The sequence below is a fragment of the Pseudoalteromonas sp. PPB1 genome (assembly GCF_015356275.1).
In the GTDB taxonomy this organism is placed as follows: domain Bacteria; phylum Pseudomonadota; class Gammaproteobacteria; order Enterobacterales; family Alteromonadaceae; genus Pseudoalteromonas; species Pseudoalteromonas rubra_D.
The window spans coordinates 149,045-170,033 of the sequence record NZ_JACEQV010000013.1 but is presented as its reverse complement, the minus strand read 5'-3'; the positions used below and the strand labels follow the sequence as shown (position 1 = coordinate 170,033).

The following is a 20,989-nucleotide window of genomic DNA, read 5'->3' as shown; positions in this document are numbered from 1 at the left end:
TATCCGGCCGTTCAACGGTTGCTTTTTTATAGCTATGTGAACCTGGTTGCTTGCATATGAGCTGCATATCCTTCATAACGCGCCTGATTTTGAAAAGACCTGCTTTTATTCCTGAGTCAGCCAGCATCGCCATGATTGTTCGACTTCCCGCTGAATTCCGGCTTAATGTGAATAGCTCGTTTATCTTGGCTCGTAACGCAAGTTCATCGGTATTGTTAGACTTCACTCGATGTTTATAGTCGTAATAACTTGAACGCGGAACACCAAAGGTTTCGCAGACCAATTCAACAGGCTCAAGCTCACTTAACTGGTCTACTATCGAGTATTGTTCATCTCGTCTGACATCAAGAGAGCTGTAGCCTTTTTTAGTATGGACTTTTCACGTTCCAAGCGATCAATTCGTGCTTCAAGTTCTTGAATTTTCTGCTGCTCAGGCGTTAGAGCCTTGGACTGGGGTGTTTCACCACCACGCTCTTGCTTCAGCTGCTGGATCCAGCGCCTCAAAGCCGTTTCACCGACATCCAGAGACCGACATGCTTCGGGCACTGAATATCCTTTATCGAGTACCAAGGCGGCCGCTTCCACCTTAAATTCCTGTGTAAAAGTACGACGTTTTCTGGTCATAGACACCTCTCATTGAGTGGTAATAATACCACCTAAAATAGTGTCCGGTTTTATTGAATCACAACACATGACACCCATGTCGCCATGTTAATGGGCGCCGCTGAGGTGCTGGCAGGGATGCGTGGTGAGTTGGCCGGTAACGTGATGTTTGTCTTTCAGCCTGCTGAAGAAGGCGCACCAGAAGGGGAAGAAGGCGGGGCTGAGTTGATGCTCAAAGAGGGGATTTTTAAAAAGTATCAGCCGGAAGTGGCATTTGGTTTACACATTACCTCTAAGCTCAATGTCGGTCAGCTGGGGTATCGCAGTGGCCCGACTATGGCCAGTGCCGATCGTTTTGAGATCAGTGTGAAAGGAGAGCAAACCCATGGTTCCACCCCCTGGGCAGGTGCCGATCCCATTGCCGCCGCTGCGCAAATTGTCTCCGGGGTGAATCATATCGTCAGCCGTCAGATCAATATCACCAAAGAGCCAGCTATTGTGTCATTTGGCAAAATTGCCGGTGGGGTGCGTAATAACATTATTCCCGAAGAGGTGAATATGGTGGGGACCATTCGTAACTTTGACATGGACAACCGGGCACAGATCTTCGATAAAATTACCCACACTGCGAAGCATATTGCACAGGCTTCTGGCAATACCGCAGAAGTGAACATCATCGAAGGTTATCCGGTAACCGTGAACGATCCGGCTCTGACAGAGCAAATGTTACCAACATTAGAGAAGGTGTTTGGTGCACAGGGCATGATTGAAATGCCTAAGGTGACGGGGGCTGAAGACTTCTCATTTTATGCCATGGAAGTGCCCGGGTTGTTCGTTTTTCTGGGCGGAACGGCAAAAGGCGTTGATCCCCGAAATGCGGCCAGTAATCATTCCCCTTATTTCATGGCCGACGAATCGGCGTTTAAGCTGGGCACGCAGGCACTCACCCAGTTTACTCTGGACTATATGACACAAGCTAAGTAGAGCAGTGGCAGAAAGAGGCCATGGAAAGGCCTCAAAAATAATCCGCTAAACCTCTATAGACTGAGCATGGTTGAGCTTGTTATGAGGATCTAGCTTGCGTTTAACTTGTTGAAGTTTCGCATAGTTGTGTTTGTAATATAAATGCTGCCAGTTCGGGATATCGACATCGGCATAATTCACATAACAGCCATCCATCACTTCGTCGGCCAGCGGCCCCTTAGCGCCGTACATGGCATGATAAAAGCCATTGATCCAGCCAATGTGGTAGGGGTCCTGAGCTGCATCAAACCAGTAGGTCTGATACTGAAGTTTCATAATGGAATCGCGGTGGGAAACAGCAGTGTCGGTATCCGATAACGCGTTGATCTGGCCACCATAAGAAGACAACTGCAACATGCCGCCTGGGCTCAGATAGTCGCCATGGCGCAGTGTTTGCCAGAGTGTTTGAATTTGTGCGTCGGGAAAAGGTTGTTTCATATAAGCCGATTTATTCTTACCCCGTGCGCCAACCAGTGTCCCAGCGCCATACTGAGTGCCATACCACCAGGGCATGCTAAAATAACTGCCCGGCGGCACCGGACGTTGAGGGGCGTTTTCCTGTTCCTGCAGGCCCATATGATTGGTGGTACGTAGCCCCTTTTTTGCCTCCGTGAGTTGTTCTGGGGTAAACAAGGCATCGATAAATTCATCAATCAGGGCAGGATCGCCACTACAATACAGGGATAGTCGAATGTCGCCGCTGCCAGCCACTGAGTTGGGTAGTGCCATGGAAGTGTGTAATGCATTAAATCGGCTATCGGGGCCGTTATGTGTGTACCAGAATTCACCATAATTACGCAGTAGCTGGGCGAACTGATTATAATCGAACAAGTGCCAGGGCAGGGCAATTTCCTGTAGGTGGATATATGCCGGCACAGGGGGCAGGTCTTTGAAGAAATACTTAGTCACTATGCCGAAGTTGCCTCCCCCACCACCCTGATGTGCCCAGACAATTTCGTCAGCTTTTGCTGATTGACCTTTAAAATAGCTGCGCGGATAGTTGGCCTGTCCGCCCCATTGATCAAAGGTGATTAATTCCACTCCCACCAGATAGTCACTGCTGAGTCCGTATTGTCTGGAATGAATGCCGAATCCGCCACCGCAAACGTGACCACCAACACCGACGCCAAAGCAGGAGCCGCCGGGAATGATCACGCCAAATTCCTTAAACAGGGTTTTATAGGTATGTCCTAAAGAAGCGCCTGCTTCAACGACATAGTGATCATCGCTGCGATAGACTCGATCCATATTGCTGAGGTCAATAACCACACCCTGATCATTCACCACAAAGCCTTCATAGCAATGTCCCCCAGAGCGCACAGTGAGCCTGAGGTTATTTGCCACGGCTTCCCTGGCTGCCATGTACACTTCATGGGCGGAGCTGCATGCCGCGATATAGCCAGGCTGATTGGGAAACCTCAGGTTAGAACCGGTGAGCATAGAGAGATATCTGGGGTCGTCGGCATACACTTTGTGATACTGACCATACTGAGGACTGGCGGCAGCGGGGTTGCTGAGCATCAGTGGGGCTGCACCAACGGCACCGCCCATAGCGAGAGATGATTTGAGAAATTGACGTCGTGAGGTGGCGATATGTTCGCCTGATTGCTTTTTATTGTGTTCCATAAACACTTCCTTTTTATGTTGTATAAAATGAGGGGACGTAAATGGGATGATTTTTACGCAAATTGAATGTATCAGATACCGGACCGGGAAAGTGTAAAAAACAATCAAAAAAGTGTCATGATGCGAAAAGTTCAAGATGCCGCCGATGTAGATCGGCGGCGGATGGCTTAATCAACAAGTATTTGCAAGTTCAAATCATCAAAGTAGCTGTCATTGTCGCTGCCCTGATTACGCGTCCCTTGTAGGACAAACTCAATATAGGCTGTCCCTTTGGGTAGTCGTGTTTGCCCGGATAGGGTTGTCCATTGTGCAGCTGTGGTGCTGAGTTTTTCACTGTCACTCAACCTTTGACTACGATTATCGAGGAAACGCAGCTGAATGGCGGGCACATCCTTACCACTGTAATTGCGAAGTTGACCGCCATAACTGACGCTGACCCGGCCTGCTTCGATTAATCGGCTGTAGTGCTGTACAGACAGTGTCTGACTGATCTGTCCCTGAGCAGACTCCCCTGCACACACGCCACCGACGGCAAAAAACCGCTCGCCAGTCGCAGGAGGGATCGAGTCACATTGTTGAGCGGCCAGAGACTCCACCGGACCGGCGCCGCTCCAGCCCTGAATACCAGCTTCAGCACCCGGGTTTTGCAGCAGATTGGCTGAGTTGCCAGGTTGCTGAGTAATGTATTCTTCCGCCACGCCAGCAGGTCCCTGATCCGACACTGTGGCGCAGTCACTTTGCTCGGCCAGCTTGAGTGCTAAGTTGTCAAAATAGCTGTCATTGTCGGTACCACTGGTACGCTGGCCTGTCAGGACGAAATCGATATAACGGGTATTGGCGGGCAGCGGCGCTTCCTGGACATAGGCCTGCCAGCTGGCAGTCCCGCCTTTAACTTCGGGTGTGCTGCTCAACAGCGCCAGATCTGCATCACGAAATTCAAGGGCAAAAGCGGGAATATCGCTGCCACCCCAGCTACGTAGCATGCCCGAGTACAGGGCTTTTAGGGTGCCATTGTCAATATTGGCAGCCCAGTTGCTGACATCAACACGCTGATATGCGCGTCCGCTTTGGCGTTCATTATCACAAACACCACCGACGGCAAAGAAGCGTTCACCCTGATAAGGGGAAACGGAACCACAGGCTTTATCTGTCAGGCTTTCCAACGGCCCTTCACCTAGCCAGCTGTCGGTGCCCAGTTCTGCGCCTGGGTTTTGTAGCAGGTTGTCGGTCAGTTGTGTGCTATCAGTGGTGGTAAATGACTGTGGTTGTGACCAGTCACTCCAGGCCAGCGAGCGGTCTCGCATGCGCATGCGAACGCAATACTGCGCGCCAGGCGTGAGCTGACCCAGTGCAAAGCGGTTAGGCGCAAGGCCGGCACGGGTATCAACCCCATCCCAGATATTTTCATGCTGATACCAGGTATCGATCAGCGGCTGGCTGAAGTCATCGCAGTGACTGCTCAATTGCCAATGCGCAGCACCAAACAGATCTTTATCGGGATCTGCAAATAAGGTTGCGACAGCGTTGGCACAACTGGCCGGGACTTGTCCTGTGGGGGCCAATATTTCAGGCGTAAACGGTACAGTGTTGTTTAACCGTACAGTCAGTGTGTCCTTGATTTGACTGTTCAGTGGCACCTGCTCATCGCCCATTGAAATGCGTTTAAGTTCGAAAGCCGGATTGTCACCGGCGGTAACATCTACCACCACAAAGCCATATTCGTCTTCACTGACTGAGAATTCCGTGTAGTCGCGCTGGGCAAACTCGCCAAAGTAATCCAGGTTGCCCCCTGCGGAAGCCACATTCACCATAGTGTGATTGTGATCCCGGCTGGTGCCGCGAGAATAGGCGTGAGTGTGGCCAAAAAAGTGAATACTCGGTTTGTTGCAGCGCGTTGAAAAGGCCTCAAGGCGTTCAACAATTTTGCCGCTGTAATCGGTCTCACCGGCAATCCACATTTCAGATTTATGTGGGTGGTGCATCTGCGCGAAGACAAAATCGGTTTGCGCACGCAGACAGGTTTCAGCCAGTACTTTATCCAGCCAGACGAGCTGTTCATCAATACGGTAATTGGTATTGGTGTCGAGTGACAGCACCCGGATATTGGAATGGTCCTGATACCACCAGTGTTCTTCATAGCCGGGTGTGCCGTTTTCTGGCAGCCGGAAGTATTTAAAGTAGGTTGGAGTATCACGCTCGTGATTGCCGGGGGCAGGATACAGCGGCACTGAGCTGGCCAGCGCTGCAATGGGTGAAAAGAAGCTGGTGCGCCAGCTGTTGTAATCCTGGCCATTGTCGACTAAATCGCCGGGGATCAGGGTCATATTCAGGCCATCGTGCAACTCAAGTCCCAGTGCCTGTTGCACATAAGGCAAGACACCCTGGTTAATGATCTCGCTGAACTTCCCCGGGTTACTGGAGTCGCGTTGCATGTCACTGACCGCCAGAATACGACTGTTTTTTTCTGCAGATGCCAGCGGTGGAGTCCTGAACTTATGAACATGACTGTAAGTATCACCGGTTCTGACCCGGTAGAAATACACGCTATCCGGTGCAAGATTTGTTAATTGGACCTCATGGATACGACTCAGCAGATAACCGGTTTCACTGGTGCCGCTGGCTTGCTGGCCCAGCTCAGCGCTGGTGCCCCATTCTACGATGGACTCATCACCACTGCTGGTTTCCCATTTGATCCAGATGCTGGTCGGGGTTGCAGATTGCAAATAGGGGTGGACTGCAAGCCCTTCGGTGTGGGCGTGTGCCTGACTGAGCGCCAGCACCAGGCCCAGAGACAGTATTCGCAGAGAATAGGTCATAGTAGTTTCCTTGGTAATTAAACGAAACGCGGGATTATCCGGGGAACAAGTGTATTGGGAATGTAAACGTTGTGAACTTTTAACGTCTTATTTATGACCCTCACTGGCAGGGGGCTGTGATATAGTAGGGCCATATGCAGCCGATACGCAGCCTGATGAGAGGGAGCCTAATGTGCGGGTAAGAGTGATCTTTACGTTGGCCTGGTTAAGTTTTCACAGTGAGGCTTATCAGCCAAGTCGGCTTATGCACTTTGTCGATGACTGTCGCTCCGAGCAGCACAGTGCACTCAGGCAGGGTTGCCAGGGTTATTTATTTGGCTTTCTTGATGCGCTCAAACTGAATCCACCGCATGGGGTTGATAGCCAGTGTCTGCAAGCCTGGAACCCGGACACGTTGCTGGCTGCACTGGGTAAGGCAATCACACAACAGCCCGAGCTGGGCAAGCAATTTTATTACGAGGGCATAAATGCATTCATTGACACTCAGTGTGGTGCACGGCCGTCATCATGAATGAACCTAAAAGGTCCGTAACAGCATGAAAAAAATCGCCATTCTGGTCGATGTCCAGAACATTTACTACACCACCAGACAGGCCTATGGCAGAAGCTTTGATTATAACGGCTTCTGGGAGACGGTATTAAAAGACCGCACTTTGTATCGTGCTTTGGCCTATTCCAGCGAGCCCAATGCGCCTAAGCAGCAACAGTTTCAGAATATTCTCAGAGCCATCGGCTTTGAGGTTAAACAAAAGCCCTATATTCAGCGCGCCGATGGCTCGGCCAAATGTGACTGGGATGTGGGGATCACCCTGGATGCCATGGAGTGTGCGCCACATTGTGATGTGGTGGTGTTGCTGACCGGGGATGGCGACTTTGACTTACTCGCCGAGCGTATTCGCAGCCGTCATAACTGTGAGGTCGAAGTGTACGGCGTGCCTCAGCTCACTGCTAACTCGCTGAAGCGCGCAGCCACCCGTTACATTGCCATTGATGAGCGTTTGTTGCTAAATGCAAAACCAAACCACAACAGGGCAGGCCAGTAGAGATACGACAGGATCTCCAAATTCTCAAAAAAGCTGTAGCAGACCAACACCGCCATCAGACACAGCGCAGTCTGCGCTGTTTTTGAATCTTGCGATGCCCACAGCAAATAGACACTCGAAACCAGCATAGGGACAGCCAGCGCAACCGCGCCAACCATACCTTTGACAAACAACAGCCCATACCAGCTGTGGTGTGAGCCAATCGGCATAAATTCCACCATTTTGGGCCCGCGCTCAACAATGCCATGGCCCCAGATAGGCGCTTCTGCCTGCCAGCGTTGAATGGCAATGTTGGCCAGCGCTTTGCGCACTCTGGTAGAGCCTGGGCGCTGTTGTTTCACGGCCTCGTAAGAATCCATGATTGAATTGTAGATGGGTTCACCGAGTAGCAATATGATGGGTACGGTAATCCCAAGCAGTAGCAGCATCCAGGGCTCTTTAAACTTATCGCTGAACAGCACCAATGGAAACAGCATAATGAAAATGGCGATGCCAGCACGGGATTGCGATAACAATAGCATGGCCCAGCAGCCAGCAATGGCCCAGCGGCGAATTCGGCTGTTTGTTTCTTGCAGACAAAAGACCAAGTAAATGCAGGCCATAAATCCGGCCGCCGGTGCCCAGGGTGTAAAGAAGCGCCAGCGCCCGGCACCCGTCTCGGGGTTAATGCCGTAAAAGCTGACCATGAAAAAGCTTTCCCCTGGTCCGCCGATGACCTTCAATGGCGACAGGAAAATATCACCGGGTAACTTGACGACATAAAATGCCACTGAAATAAAAGAGAAAATCAGCGTGTGAATGGCGACAATACAGACTCCGCGGATCACCACTTCTTTGCGGATCTTTGCAAGTGCCGCAATGACAGGAAAAATAGCCAGCAGTGCCCAGCCCTTCATCCAGCCAATGGTGGACTTAATGGTTTGTCCGGTGCCCAAAGACCATTCGCTGTGTGCGACCAGCAAAGCCACGAGCATCAGTAACATGGCGATGATCCACATCCAGATCATCGGTGACAGTGGGCGAGGCTTAGCACGCAGGTCCAGATAGCAGCGCATTAAGACCACCATAAAAATCAACCAGCCGATGATGGAGCCCATCACATACAGCATGCCCAGCATAAAAGTGGGGTAGGTAAGCACCAGACCCGCCCAGACCAACTTTTCTTCTGTGCTGATAAAGCGCTTGTCCTTGAAGGGTAAATAGGCGGTGAATAGCATGCTTGCCTCCGGCTAGTCTGGCTGTTTCATCACAGCGGAAATGATCACCCGGCGTTTGTTGATCATTAACACGCCCATTGATAAGAAGATCATTGCGGCCAAAGCTGCTGCTACGGCAATGGATTTTTTCGGTGAGAATGAGTTCACAGGCAATGACGGTGGTGACATCAGCTGGATCACCGGATACGATGCAAAAATATCCGCTTTACCGGCTTCGAGACGCGCCACCGCTGAGGTGAATACTGCTTTTGCCAAATCAAACTCACGCTCCAGACGCTCCAGCTCGGCTGCTTCTCTGGCGTACACTTTGAGCTTTTCATTGAGTAACTGAACCTCATTCTCCAGCTCAATCAATTTTGCTTCAGACCCTTTTTTGGCGGCAAACGCACTGATCAGATCCGCAAACAGTTGTGCGCGATTCGGGTTAGACGCCAGATCTGTGGTGTGAAATGCATGGGCTGCATTGATCCCGACCAGACCTTCCGAGCGGGTTCTGAGCGCCAGTTTTGACTGCTCAAAACGCGCCAGCTCCGCTTTTACCATGGGATGACCATCGTCCCAGCGAGAGCGGTATTCGCTTAACTGAGCGGCACTTTTATCTAGTTCAGACAAATAGGCTCTGAACTCACCATCAGATTGCAGGACAAAGGCCTGACCTGCCATGGAAGGGGATACGCCTAAATCGACGCTGAGCTGGCTGACAAAATACTCAGCACGGCCAATTTCGGCTTTAACGATGGCAACCTGTTCTTTCAGGTTTGTCAGCGTACGCATTTGCTGGTCAAGCTGATCCCGGCTGATCAGCAAAGAGCGTTGCTGAAAGTCGGTAATGTTGCTGCGGGTAAGATTAAGTCGCTCTCTGTACTGATCTAATACTGACTTGATGCTGGCATCACGACGCTGGACTTCATCGGCGCGAAGATGATCAAGCTGGTCCTGCAATGCGTTGTATAAAGCCCAGGCTTTTTTCTCGGCGATACGCGGGCTGGCCCCGGTGATCTCAATTTTCAGGATTGAGGTTTGCTCAGTCAGACGCACTTTTGGACGGCCAAACGCTTTGGCTGTCATGCCCATAGAGTTGGCCGCATTCTCTAGCAGGTTTTTACTCATCAGCATTTCTTTGTAATTCACTCTGGGATTGTAACCCTTGCCAAACGGTGCGCTGGTGGATGACACCACCTGACCAACTTCATCCAGCGATACATTACTGTTTGCGCCTGTGCCAGGTAACACCATGTCCAGGTCGCTGCGGTATTTTGCGGGTTGTTGCAGGTAAGCGAAAACCAGCAGCAAAATCACAGCATAGCTGACCAGGCAGGTCACCAGATAAGGTTTGTGCAGGGTGCGGTAAACCGCCGCCCTGAACCGTGAGTACGGTGTGGTTACTTGTAGTTGCGTGTTCATGAGTCCTCCTTACTCAACAAAGAGAAGGGTGCCACAATATCGAGCAGCGTCTTTGCGATATCACGCAAATTAGTGATATCTGAATCATAGCAGGCAATCGCATCATTCGGCATGACATAAGGGTTAACATGATCGCGATAAGACATCCGCATCAGCTCTTCTACGGAGCGCTCGACGACCTGGGTTTGGCCTGTCAATGGGTGGTTGCTGACCAGTACGACGCGACGTGGTGCATTGGTGTATTCTTTACCGCCCACACAGTTGGCTGAAATTGCGGCCTGCAATAACCGGGTGCCATATGGCAGGTTACTGGAAAAACGACCGATTGCCGCATTGGCGTTACTCATCGACGAGTCAATCAGGTTAGACATAAAGACCCGAAACCCTTTTGGCGTGATCTGCGACGGTTTCACCAGATTTGGTTGAAAACACCCGGTGCTCGGTACAATGACCTGATCGCCGGCAATAAGTACGTGGTCAGAAACGGGCTGTCCGGTCATGATGCCGGTCAAATCTGCTTCAATGCGCCAGCCCTGACGTACCAGAATCACCTGGTCCAGTTTGGCATCAGGACGTACGCCGGCAGCAGCACGTATCGCTTCAGACAGCAGACGCTGCTTAGAGTGATCACCTGACGCGGCGACTTGCTGATCTAATAACTGCTCAGGTAATTTTGCATTGATGGTGACCCGGCCCGGTGAAAACACTGCGCCAGACACCGGGACTTCAATGGCCGCCCAGGTTTTTACTTTTACCGTGACATCTAACGTTTGAGCACGGAAAATTTTGGCCCGGATCAGCGCCAGCTCAACTTTTTGTGCCAGCGCTTTGGTGGTCAGGCCCGCGGCATAGATGGGCTCGATAACGGGCAGTGTCAGTGCGCCAGAGCTGTCCAGTACATAGTCACCATTGAAGCCCTCACCGTATTCCATTCTGACCTGGATTAGGTCACCCGGGCTCAGTGGTGCAGCGCCGAATACCCCACGGTGACTGGATTCATAAGGATTCAGGCCTGGTGCGGCAAGTGGAATAGGCTGGTCGATGCGATAATTCGCTGCGGCTGCAAAGTTGTCCGCGTCGGTGCAGGTCAGGCGAGAGGCAAACACGGAGTTAGACTGACCGAATTGCGTGCCAACCGCATGCGGCATGCCATAGAAGTCCTCGTCATTATAGTCCGGGCTGAGTGTGCATCCTGTACCAAGCACACACAGTACGAGCGCACAAGTGCGGGTCATCAGGGCTGTGATTGAAGTGGCTGGTCTCATAATGTGCTCCTTGGAGGTCTGTCTCTCTAAGTGGTCTTAATAAGAGAAGAGCATAATTTGAGCCAACTTTTAAAATTTATAATAATCAAATGTTTAAGGTTTTTTGGGGCGGGTTTTTGCGTGGTTTTTTGTATTTTGCAAAGCAGTTTCAAAATGAAAAGAAGCCAGCAACAGCTGGCTTAAGGGCCTCAGGTACGAGGTGCGCTATCAGCTTATCATTACGATATACTGATAATCGCAGGCCCGGGAGCGAAGGGTTAGCCCGCAGGGTGTTTATTTGACTGACCCACTGTGCGCATCGCCAGTTTTTCTGCGCGATTGTACAGCGACTTTGGCAACAGGCTGGTCAGGGCACAACACCAGGTGAGTGCTGTGCGACCAGGCTCTTCGAACAGTATGCGAATATCGGTGAATAACGCCTGATGTATCAGCTTCAGTGCGGCAGATGTGTTACGTGACTGCACGGCACGACGACTCAGGTATCTGAGCTGGTAAGCGCGCGCAAGTGATCCACACTGTTTGAAAAACTGTGCATGACTGCGGCGATGCTTATTGACCGCGGTTTCCCAGCTCTGATATTGCTTTTGCAAATTGGCTGACAGGCCACTGGCGTTGACGCGATAATAAGTCAACGGCTCAGGGATCCCGGCGAAGGTGGCCTGAGTGTATAGTGCCAGGCGCAGCCACATCTCAATGTCCTCAGATTGTCTCAGGTTTTCATCAAAGTACTGTCTCCAGCTGCGGGTCTCATCGTGAAATGCCACTTTTTCCAGCGCAGAGGCACGGATCACCGGTGCAGAGCCATTACCAACGGGGTTACGACAAAAAATGGTCTTGGCATCTATGTTGTTCAACTTGGGAAACTGGCCAATGCCCAGTTGTTTATTGTCATCATCGACAAACAGCGAAGGACAGTAGCTGACATCAACATGAGGATGACGATTTAGGTGGGCAATGTGTTTTTCGAGTTTATCGACTGCCCAATAGTCATCTGCATCCAGCAAGGCAATGTATACGCCTCTTGCATTACGGATCCCGGTATTACGGGCCCCGGATAAGCCGCGATTTTGCTGACGAATGATATTGATGCGATGATCTTTATAGTCCCTAAGATAGCTGAGTGTGTTGTCACTGCAGCCATCATCAACACAGATCACTTCAAAATTCTGATAGGTCTGGTTAAGTACCGAGCAGATACATTTATCGATATACTTTTCAACGTTGTACATAGGGATGATGATACTGACAACGGGTTTTGAGTTAATTACATAGTTAGTCATAATGGGCTCCGGATCATGAAGAAGATTTTGCTGCGCTGACGTGAAAGTGTTTCAGCGCAATGTCTGCCGCCGGAAAGAGCAGCCACAAAGCACTGCAACTGACCAAAACAGCAGCAAGTAAAACGGGTTGACCTGGCTGTATCATTAACAGCCCTGCCAGAGAAATCAGTAAACAATAAGCGTTAAGCTGGCACTCTCGTGCATAACGACCATTGGCGCGAAGCATCACTGCGTAGCTATCTACCCACACGGTCGTTGTCGCTATCAGGCACAGCAGTGCGCTGGTGGTAAAGCTGCCTTGCCAGTTGTCGCTGAATAACACCGGCACGTACCAGGGCACCAGTAACGCCTGAACAATGAAAATGACAGAGACAGCAGCTGTGATGGCCAGCAACAGGTGACGATGTCTGCGCTCAAAGCTGCCTGCATTTTTTAGTTTGCAGACAAACGGGTAGAGCGCGGTGGTGTAGGCTTGGGCCACGGATATGGCCAGCCCGACGCCCACACTTTTAGCAAAACTATATAAACCGAACAGCTCTGGGGTTAGCAGGCGAGCCGCCACAAACATGTCCATGTTGACACGCAGTGAGCGCAGGATCTCACTGCCAGCAAGTTGTGTTGATGCCCGCAGCAGCCGGGAAAAAACGGCCCGACTGTAGGCGCCAGCCAGGGGCGAAGACTGCATGAAGGCAAAGCAGCCAAGCCACAGTAACGTGAATGCCCATTTACCAACCACGACGGCCAGCAGGCCTGCATCAAGATAAAGTGCAGCGGCCAGGGCGAGGTTTTCGGTGATGATACAGACGCTGCTGATCAGGCCAAACAAACCCATCTGGTTCCGGCGTTGCATCAGAAAAACCTGATTACACACCAACGGGAAAACCAAGTAAGTCAGGGCCATCAGGGCGACCAGGTGCGTCATGTCCTGGCCAGGAAATATCCAGGTACTCGCCAGTGCAACAAGTATTTGCACCACACACAAAGCGCCACAAAGCAGCCATTGAAGTAATAAACCATTTTTTAAAAATGCGGGCAATTCATCATCGCTGGCACGGATCACCTGTGCCCCCGCGCCTGAGCGAAGCAGTAGTCTCAGCACTTCATGCAGTGTCAGCGCAAGCATGGCTGTACCATATTCGGTCGCAGACAAGCAGGCTGCCATGGCCATGATGCTGATCAGCCGCGAAGCCTTGGCAACCACTTCTGCACCAATCAGGTACGACGTGTTGCTGAGCAGGTTCCGCATTGTGCTGGATGAATGAGTCATGGTATCGCGCTCTTTTTTATCAGATACCTTTACTAACCAAAATTCGTACCAAGACGGGTGAGTACAAAAAATAAACCGAGAATTGATTTTAATCGTTTGTTTTATATGGTTTTAATAGGTTGGTTGAGATGGTGACGCCCAGTTCGAAGGCGATAGACTGAACAAATTTAGTCACCCAGGAGGAGTGCAGATCGCATTTTGCAATGGAGATTTTGCAATTTGCAATCTGCATAGACAGTGTGCCTGAGGGGATCAGGCGCCAGTTTTATTGTCCCCCCATTGCTGTATTTTGCGATACAGCGTTGAGGGGCTGACTTCGAGTAAACTGGCTGCTTTCACCACATTGTCATCACAGGCTGCAATGGCTTTTTCTATGGCGATACGCTCAACCTCGGCGAGTGAACAAATCTGATTGGCAGAAGGGACATCTGGTGGCTGAGGGGCAGCATAGCCATTTTCCTGCACTGCCACCGGTTGCGGCATTGGTGTACTCTGAGTTGCAGAGGCGCTACCAGATTGGCCATTGAGCAAAGCCTGGGCATCGCTCGGCTTGAGCTTAAGCTGCATTTGTAACGTGTCTTCGGTAATGAGGGGACCATCGGACATCACCACACAGCTGTGGATCAGATTTTCGAGCTGACGTACATTACCCGGCCAGTCATAATTAACTATGAGCTGTTCGGCGGCAGCTGAAAAACCAACAAAGACTTTGTTCTCGATTTCACTGAACTTGCTCAAAAAGTGCTGCGCAATTTGCAAGGCATCGTGATCTCGTTCATGCAATGCGGGCAAATCAATGGCAATGACGTTCAGACGGTAAAACAGGTCTTCACGTAACCGTTGGTCGGCAATGGCCTGATGCGGCTCGCGGTTGGTCGCACAGATAAAACGCACATCGACCTTTTCTTCTTTGCCGCTGCCGACCTTCTGGAAAGTACCTGACTGGACAAAGCGCAAGATCTTAGCCTGCAGGTTCATGTCCATTTCGCCGATTTCATCTAAAAACAGGGTGCCGCCGTCGGCTTGTGTGGCTGCGCCATCGCGGTTCGTGACTGCCCCTGAGAATGCGCCTTTGATGTGACCAAAGATTTCTGATTCCATCAGTTCACTGGGGATCGCCGCACAGTTAATACACACCAGCGGTTTATCTTTGCGTGTACTGGCGCGGTGAATGGCATCGGCGGCCAGTTCTTTACCCGTTCCACTGGGCCCGGTGATAAAAACATTGGCCTGACTGGGACCGGCTTTTTCGATGGCTTTATACACCATTTGCATGGCAATAGAGCCCCCAACAAAACGATAAAATTGCGACTTGATTGAGCTATGATAGCGCTGCAGGCTGGCCCGCAACATATTCCGTTCAGCCACCAACATTTTGGTCTGAACGGCCTGCTCGAGTGTGAGTTTGATATTGCCGATGTCGAAGGGCTTTTGCATATAACCCCATACCTTGCCCTGGTTAATGGCATCAATGAGGTCCTCCACTTCAGTGAAGGCGGTGAGCATCATGCGAATGGTGTCCGGAAAGCGCTCGGCGACCTGAGCCAGAAACTCAATGCCAGACATATTGGGCATCATTTTATCTGAAACAACGACGTCGATAGGGTGTTGTTCTAACAAGGCCAGGCCTTCTTCTCCACTTGACGCGGTGAACACTTTATAGGGCTCATTTTTAAGCGCGCGGGTGAGGGAGCGTAGAATAAGGGGTTCGTCATCGACGAACAGCAAGGTAATGTTAGTAACCGGTTCCATGTAATCCTGCCTGAGTTAACGCGTATTAATAGAAGTATTACACAGTCTTAGACAATTTGAAGCATTTATATACTGGAGTTTACGGTGAACAATAAAACCGCCTGCGAAGAGAGGCACAGGCGGTTTTGCGAGGAACTATCATTGTTTAATTGAACTGATGTGCCACTGTGGTGGCTTGCATATTCAGCTCGGTGAGCAAATGATTGCTCTGTAACATACCGTCTACGCTGATCAGCAGGGTTTTATAATTGACCGGAATATCCAGTGTCATGGTGATCTGTCCGGCATTATTAAAGCGTGCCGTTGCCAGCAAGGCTTTGTCGGCCATCGCCTCGTCCTCATAGCTTTCAACCACCTCATGCATGGCATAGATTTTCACCATCTTATTGGCCAGACTGTCTCCCAGCACATCCTGTCCACTCAGATCTAAGGTCACCGTTTTACTGGTACTAAAGTTAAAATCCGCTTTGACATGCAAGTCGTTAGAGGTTTCAGCCTGGCTGTCAAGCAATGTCGGGTCTGGCTCGTAACTTGGTGCAGGCTCTGTCGGCTCGGCGGGTGTTGCTGCCCCGTCGTTCTGCGTCTGACTTTGACTCTGTGTGGTCTGGGTTGACGCAGGTGTACTGGTGTTATTTGCCGGTGCTGTGGCCGTATTACTGCTGCTGGTTGAGGTGCCCGTTGAGCCACCTTCACCACCACCGCCTCCGCAGCCACTCAAAGTGAAACAAACCAAGGTTAAAGCTGAAAATTTAGTTAATGTATTCATGGTCATATCCTCTTAGTGTGCGCTGAAAGTGTGGGTGGTGCGTTCGTTGGTCATAAACCAGTCCTGAGCTTGTTCGCCATTGCTTTCCACCCAGGTTTCGTAGGCAGGATACGCCCAAATTACGTCGAGATACTCTCTGGGGTAGTGCCAGTCATTACTGATCATCAAGGCCCAGGGCAGGTTCTCGGCTGTTCTGAAGTAGCGGCCCGCTTGTGCGTCTGAGGTATCATCGGCTGTACCAAAGCGGTTAGCATCAAACTTGTCTGTTGGTGGGAAATCTGCCATATGGATTTCAAGTGAGCGGTCTTGTGTTCTGTACAGGAAAAAATCGAAATCGTTGATGCTCAGTGCATCCAGGCTTTGTTCAAAGCTGACATCGAAGGTGTATGGTACAGGTTCAAAGTAATCGCAGGTCATCACCGTATTAAAGTGCTGGCACTGGCCAGACTGGCCTGTGGTGGTGAAGACATGGGTATTACTCCACAATGACAGCACGGCGTTGGTTTGTCCGTCCTCTGCCGTTTTGTCATAGCTTTCACCGTCAACCGTGAGTGTGGCTTGTTTAATCAGTGCCGGATTACTGTTCATCAGACGCAGACCGAAACCATTCTGGTAGGCTGCACCGCGCGCCGTGATCCAACCATTGATGATGAAACCGCTGATCTGATTATCCGCATTGTAGGTAAAGCGAATGCGTTGTTTAACTACCAGGTCGTTCATGTCATGGTCACCACGGGCAGGCCAGTTATCTTCGAAAGCGAGTGTCGTGACGCCTTCTGCGCTCGGATAATATTGGCTGTAGGCCCGGTCAAAATCGTTGGGGAATTCATCCAGCTCATCTTCAATGCCATCGGCATCGCTGTCGTTCTGCTCCGGCATAACCGTCAGGTTGAGGGCGGAGATGGCTGTCGCGGGTGAGCTTTTTACGCTGAATACTGCATCGTTAAAGTCGTTGTCTCCCCAGGTGCGGGGTAAGTCTTCGAAGCCGATGACTACTTCCTGCTGCTCTTCATCCAATAGCAATACACAGTGCTGACGCAAGGTTTCGTTGCTCTCCGGATTGAGATCAGACAAGGAGTAGTAGTAGGGAGTTTTAAATGGTTTTACACCGGTGTAATACCAAAACCCGTTTGCCGCAATAAAGAAGCCAATGCTGGTGCCTGCCGGAAACTCGCCAATACTGACCCGGTGGCCATTGGTCAGGTGTGGGTAGCTGAGGTTTGGAAAGACAATGGTCTCCTGCACCTCTTCGGGTGATTGCGGCGGATTCTCCGGGTCGAAGGTAAAGTAACCGAAGGAGTTTTTGTACCCTGCGCCTTCATGGATAAACGTCACAAATACTTCGGCGTCTTCAACCAGATGAATGGTTGAGCCTTCGTCACCTGTGATGAAGGCCTCATTAATTCTCGCTTCGGGCAGTGCGTTTTGAATGCGCTGGAAAAATTCGCGGCTATACTCTTCACGTGCATAAATCATCGAGTCGGGCTTGCCGGTAGACTGGTTGTAGCCTGAAGGCCAGGCCTCACCAGACTGAAATTGCCAGACATACTGGCCGTCGGCCTGTTCAACTGCTGCGGCTGCAAAAGACAGCAGTCCGCAGGTCATCAGAGGGTAGAGTGGGTTAAGCAGTTTCATCATATTCGCTCCAGTTAATTTCAATTTTTTACGTCTGTACTGGATATTTCATGAAACGTGCCAAAAATTTAGTTTTTATTTATCAGTGGCTTGTGATTTTTTGTTCTGTGGTGTCAGGGTTTTTTGCAAATTGCACTGCATTGCGCTTTGCAAACAAAAAAATGCTGACCGACTGAAATTAACCTTCAGTATGAAAAGTCAGCCTATGCGGTGTTTTCTATAAACGGTGCAATACTTGCTTCATGAGAGAGGGAAGATAAAGGAGGTCGGCATGCAATCGTCTCAAACAGACACTTTGATATTTAGCGTGGCATTGAATGGGTATCAGTGGCGCTATCGACGTTATCTGAACAGTCAACGTCTCTATGCCAGGCGCATGGGCTATGATTATGTGGTCGTCACACGGCCCTGGCTGAATCGGCTGGGCGCTGAGTGTTGCTGGCTGAAGTTGTTTTTATTGAAAGCGGCATTACAGGCGGGTTATCAACAGGTGATGTTTGTTGATGCGGATGCCTGTATCCAGCCTGCGTGCCCGGCACTGGATAAACTGGATGACGCCGAGAAGTTCCTGTTTCTGGCTCGGGGTTACAGTGGGGCGTTTAACTCAGGCGTGATGCTGATGCGCAACTGCCCACAGGCAATTGAGTGGCTGGATACACTGATCGCTGCGATGACCGAGCCGGTGGCTGAATCCCGGGGAATTGGCTGGGGAGAAAATGGCCATGTGATCCATTATGCACAGGATTGCGAGGGCGTCGGTGAGCTGGAGCGACGCTGGAATAACACCTGTGAGCCACACCTGGATGACTATATTCGTCACTTTAATTACGGACCGCTGAAATGCTCAGTGGTGGATAAATGCTTCCATACGTTGATTTTCAAATGTTCACGTCTGTTGCTCGGGTATAGTCTGTCCCGCCCGGATGAGCAAGCGGATAAGCTCGCTGTGGTGCAACTGCGCATTCCAGCGGCGCTGAGCCAAATCCAGGCGTTGTATCCAGGTTATTTTTCCTCCTTTTAAGCGTCACATCGACGCTTTTCAAAATAAGAAAATTCTCAAAATGCAATGCAATTTAGCTGAGAATAGAACCCCAGAAAAACGTAAAATTCACTTTAAATCAACACTTTAAATTTTGGCATGGTCCTCGCTATCTATTCGATGTAATCAACTGAACAGCGGAGGAAGCGATGTCTACTTACTTATCCACACATTCAACACACGCAAGTGAGTCAGGTGCACGCAAAGCACTCAGAGTCAGCGCTGCATTGCTGTTAGTTATCGTTTTAGTGCCGTTGTTCTGTCTCAATTCTCTGGCTGCGCTAATTTGTTTTAAAGCGCCACTGAGACGCCAGACCTGGATAGACGTGAGTGCTCAGCCTGTGTCGTTGCTCGGCTGGCAGGTCGGCGTATTCAAGCGCAGCGCAGTGCTGTTAAATGTTGTGAGTGGTCGTATTCGGTTTGTCGGTAACCCGCTGCTACGTGACGGCGTGAGCATGCCCCGTGTGGCGCGTTTACACTCTCCCTGCGGTCAGCCTGGACTATTCGATTGTCTCTGGTTGCATAGCCTGACCGGGCTCAGTGCGGATAAGCCACTCGCGTTGCTCCATGCGCAGCATAACCAGTCTTTGTTTGCAGATATTTTATTAGTATTTAAGGTGATCTTATGTCTGGGTTTGTATAGCAAATCGGCAAGTACCCCGTCGAGCAGTGAATTGTTTGGTATTCCGTTTAGCAATACGCGCATGCAGGCTGCAGTGGATTGGGTCGTAAAAGGGTCGGCGGAAACAGGTACACAGGGGTGCCAGTCGGCTTACTACATCAATGTTAACTCGGTGAATTTATCGGCTGGTAACGCACAGCTCTATCAGGTACTGCAAAACAGTGACCGGAATTTTATTGATGGCTCAGGTATGCGGATCGCGGCTCGAAAAGCGGGCATGAACCTGGCCGACAACAACAATGGCACCGACATGTTGCCTGGGCTTTGCCAGGCTGCCGCTGAAAATCAACGGTCCCTGTTTTTACTTGGTGCACAGCCCGGTGTTGCACACAAAGCCGCTGCCAACTTGCGCCAGCAATACCCGGGCTTGCGTATCGCGGGTGTGCACCATGGTTATTTTGATGATGATGATCAGGTTGTCGACTGTATTAATCAAAGCGGTGCCGACATTGTACTGGTCGCCTTGGGTTCACCTCGCCAGGAACTCTGGATAGATAACAACAAGCATAAACTCCAGGCGCAGTGTGCGCTGGCGGTCGGCGGCTTATTCGATTTTTTCTCAGGCAATATAGCGCGTGCTCCCATGTGGATGAGAGAGCTGGGCCTTGAATGGGTTTGGCGTCTGATCCAGGAGCCCAAAGCCAAGTTTAACCGCTATGTGCTCGGTAACCCGATTTTTCTATTCCGTGTTTATGTTTTACAACAAGCTTTGCGAGGACTTTAATCATGTATAGCATCAAAAAAACCACTGCAACTCAGTACAATACAATGTCATCATCTGCTTCTGAGCAAACCAAAACAGATGGTCGTCACCATGGTATTCCAGCCTGTTTACAGCGCCTGGCTGCGATTACTGGATTACTTTTACTCAGCCCGTTTTTACTGGTGCTTATAGCGCTGATCAAGCTGGAAAGTCAGGGGCCATGTGTATACAAACAGGTTCGGGTAGGTAAACTGGGCCGCCGTTTTACCATGTATAAGTTTCGTTCTATGTACATGCCTGAAGATCCACGCTTTCGTAATCCGGACCCGGCACAAAGCGACCGTGAAGGTGTGTGCGCTAAATATCGTAATGACCCACGTATTACCCGTATTGGTGCTTTCATTCGCAAGTACTCAATCGACGAGTTACCCCAGCTGATGAATGTGGTACGGGGAGATATGTTGCTAATAGGTCCGCGCCCAGCGCTGGAAAAAGAAGTACACGCATACCAACCGCATGAGTTAGGCCGTCTTAACAGCGAGCAGGGGCTGACTGGCTTATGGCAGGTCACCGGCCGCGCCGACACGACTTTTGCACAGCAGGTGCAGCTGGATAAGCGCTACATCAGTGAGCAAAGTGCGCTGAATGATGTCACCATTTTGCTTAAGACTATTCCTTGCGTCATTGGTGCCAAAGGAGCCTACTAAATTCATTGAGGGAGCACATTGTGGATCACACCTGTCTTTTCATGTAGAGCCACCGCTTAGTCGGTGGCTTTCTTTTTGCAAACCCGCTTTTTTATTTTGGTAATTCACTTCAGACAACGCATCGCCTTTTGCAAATTAAGCATTCGCAATCTGCTTAAGTT

At 50.5% G+C, this 20,989-nt stretch carries 15 protein-coding genes and 2 pseudogenes; 6 read left to right on the top strand and 11 right to left on the bottom strand.

Translation table 11 applies throughout. From position 1 onward, the window contains the following. A pseudogene (locus tag IY568_RS24805) lies at positions 1-624 on the bottom strand (transposase); the annotation flags it as partial. Between the two features lie 66 nt (positions 625-690). Here IY568_RS24805 and IY568_RS14830 point away from each other — a divergent pair. Then, positions 691-1,587: pseudogene (locus tag IY568_RS14830) on the top strand (amidohydrolase); the annotation flags it as partial. A gap of 45 nt (positions 1,588-1,632) precedes the next feature. On the opposite strand, the gene IY568_RS14825 reads toward IY568_RS14830, so the two are convergent. Next, a complete protein-coding gene (locus tag IY568_RS14825) occupies positions 1,633-3,252 on the bottom strand; it encodes an FAD-binding protein (RefSeq protein WP_194867989.1) in 1,620 nt (539 codons plus the stop codon). Between the two features lie 167 nt (positions 3,253-3,419). Continuing rightward, the gene (locus IY568_RS14820; protein WP_194867988.1) at positions 3,420-6,068 is read right to left on the bottom strand and encodes a purple acid phosphatase family protein; all 2,649 of its coding nucleotides are present in this window, start codon (positions 6,066-6,068) and stop codon (positions 3,420-3,422) included. 172 nt (positions 6,069-6,240) lie between these two features. Here IY568_RS14820 and IY568_RS14815 point away from each other — a divergent pair, with 172 nt between their 5' ends. Beyond that, positions 6,241-6,579 (top strand): hypothetical protein, encoded by a 339-nt coding sequence (locus tag IY568_RS14815; protein WP_125562972.1) that lies wholly within the window; start codon positions 6,241-6,243, stop codon positions 6,577-6,579. 25 nt (positions 6,580-6,604) lie between these two features. Beyond that, positions 6,605-7,111, top strand: coding sequence for an NYN domain-containing protein (locus IY568_RS14810; RefSeq protein WP_010384104.1), 507 nt, complete (start codon positions 6,605-6,607; stop codon positions 7,109-7,111). On the opposite strand, the gene IY568_RS14805 is transcribed toward IY568_RS14810, so the two are convergent. The 8 genes from IY568_RS14805 to IY568_RS14770 form a co-directional block, all read right to left on the bottom strand. Then, positions 7,045-8,328, bottom strand: coding sequence for an O-antigen ligase family protein (locus tag IY568_RS14805; protein ID WP_049863805.1), 1,284 nt, complete (start codon positions 8,326-8,328; stop codon positions 7,045-7,047). The genes IY568_RS14810 and IY568_RS14805 overlap by 67 nt on opposite strands. Before the next feature lie 12 nt (positions 8,329-8,340). Then, a complete protein-coding gene (locus IY568_RS14800; protein WP_125562970.1) occupies positions 8,341-9,732 on the bottom strand; it encodes a GumC family protein in 1,392 nt (463 codons plus the stop codon). Further along, positions 9,729-10,997 carry a polysaccharide biosynthesis/export family protein gene (locus IY568_RS14795; RefSeq protein ID WP_138538538.1) on the bottom strand — a complete coding sequence of 423 codons (1,269 nt, stop codon included), beginning with the start codon at positions 10,995-10,997 and terminating at the stop codon, positions 9,729-9,731. Before IY568_RS14795 ends, IY568_RS14800 begins: the two co-directional genes overlap by 4 nt. 257 nt (positions 10,998-11,254) lie before the next feature. Next, positions 11,255-12,277 carry a glycosyltransferase family 2 protein gene (locus tag IY568_RS14790; protein WP_125562966.1) on the bottom strand — a complete coding sequence of 341 codons (1,023 nt, stop codon included), beginning with the start codon at positions 12,275-12,277 and terminating at the stop codon, positions 11,255-11,257. A gap of 13 nt (positions 12,278-12,290) precedes the next feature. After that, a complete protein-coding gene (locus IY568_RS14785) occupies positions 12,291-13,544 on the bottom strand; it encodes a lipopolysaccharide biosynthesis protein (RefSeq protein ID WP_194867987.1) in 1,254 nt (417 codons plus the stop codon). A 252-nt stretch (positions 13,545-13,796) separates the two neighbouring features. After that, on the bottom strand, positions 13,797-15,296 hold the full coding sequence (locus IY568_RS14780) for a sigma-54-dependent transcriptional regulator (RefSeq protein ID WP_194867986.1): 1,500 nt from the start codon (positions 15,294-15,296) through the stop codon (positions 13,797-13,799). 145 nt (positions 15,297-15,441) lie between these two features. Further along, positions 15,442-16,062 (bottom strand): hypothetical protein, encoded by a 621-nt coding sequence (locus IY568_RS14775; protein WP_194867985.1) that lies wholly within the window; start codon positions 16,060-16,062, stop codon positions 15,442-15,444. A 12-nt stretch (positions 16,063-16,074) separates the two neighbouring features. After that, positions 16,075-17,700 (bottom strand): LruC domain-containing protein, encoded by a 1,626-nt coding sequence (locus IY568_RS14770; protein WP_228553358.1) that lies wholly within the window; start codon positions 17,698-17,700, stop codon positions 16,075-16,077. Positions 17,701-17,968: 268 nt separating this feature from the next. Here IY568_RS14770 and IY568_RS14765 point away from each other — a divergent pair, with 268 nt between their 5' ends. From IY568_RS14765 to IY568_RS14755, 3 genes are all read left to right on the top strand, one after another. After that, a complete protein-coding gene (locus IY568_RS14765; RefSeq protein WP_194867984.1) occupies positions 17,969-18,718 on the top strand; it encodes a hypothetical protein in 750 nt (249 codons plus the stop codon). A 167-nt stretch (positions 18,719-18,885) separates the two neighbouring features. Then, a complete protein-coding gene (locus tag IY568_RS14760) occupies positions 18,886-20,142 on the top strand; it encodes a WecB/TagA/CpsF family glycosyltransferase (RefSeq protein ID WP_194867983.1) in 1,257 nt (418 codons plus the stop codon). A 2-nt stretch (positions 20,143-20,144) separates the two neighbouring features. After that, positions 20,145-20,828, top strand: a complete 684-nt coding sequence (locus IY568_RS14755; RefSeq protein WP_021032901.1) for a sugar transferase — start codon at positions 20,145-20,147, stop codon at positions 20,826-20,828. The last annotated feature ends 161 nt before the right edge of the window (positions 20,829-20,989 follow it).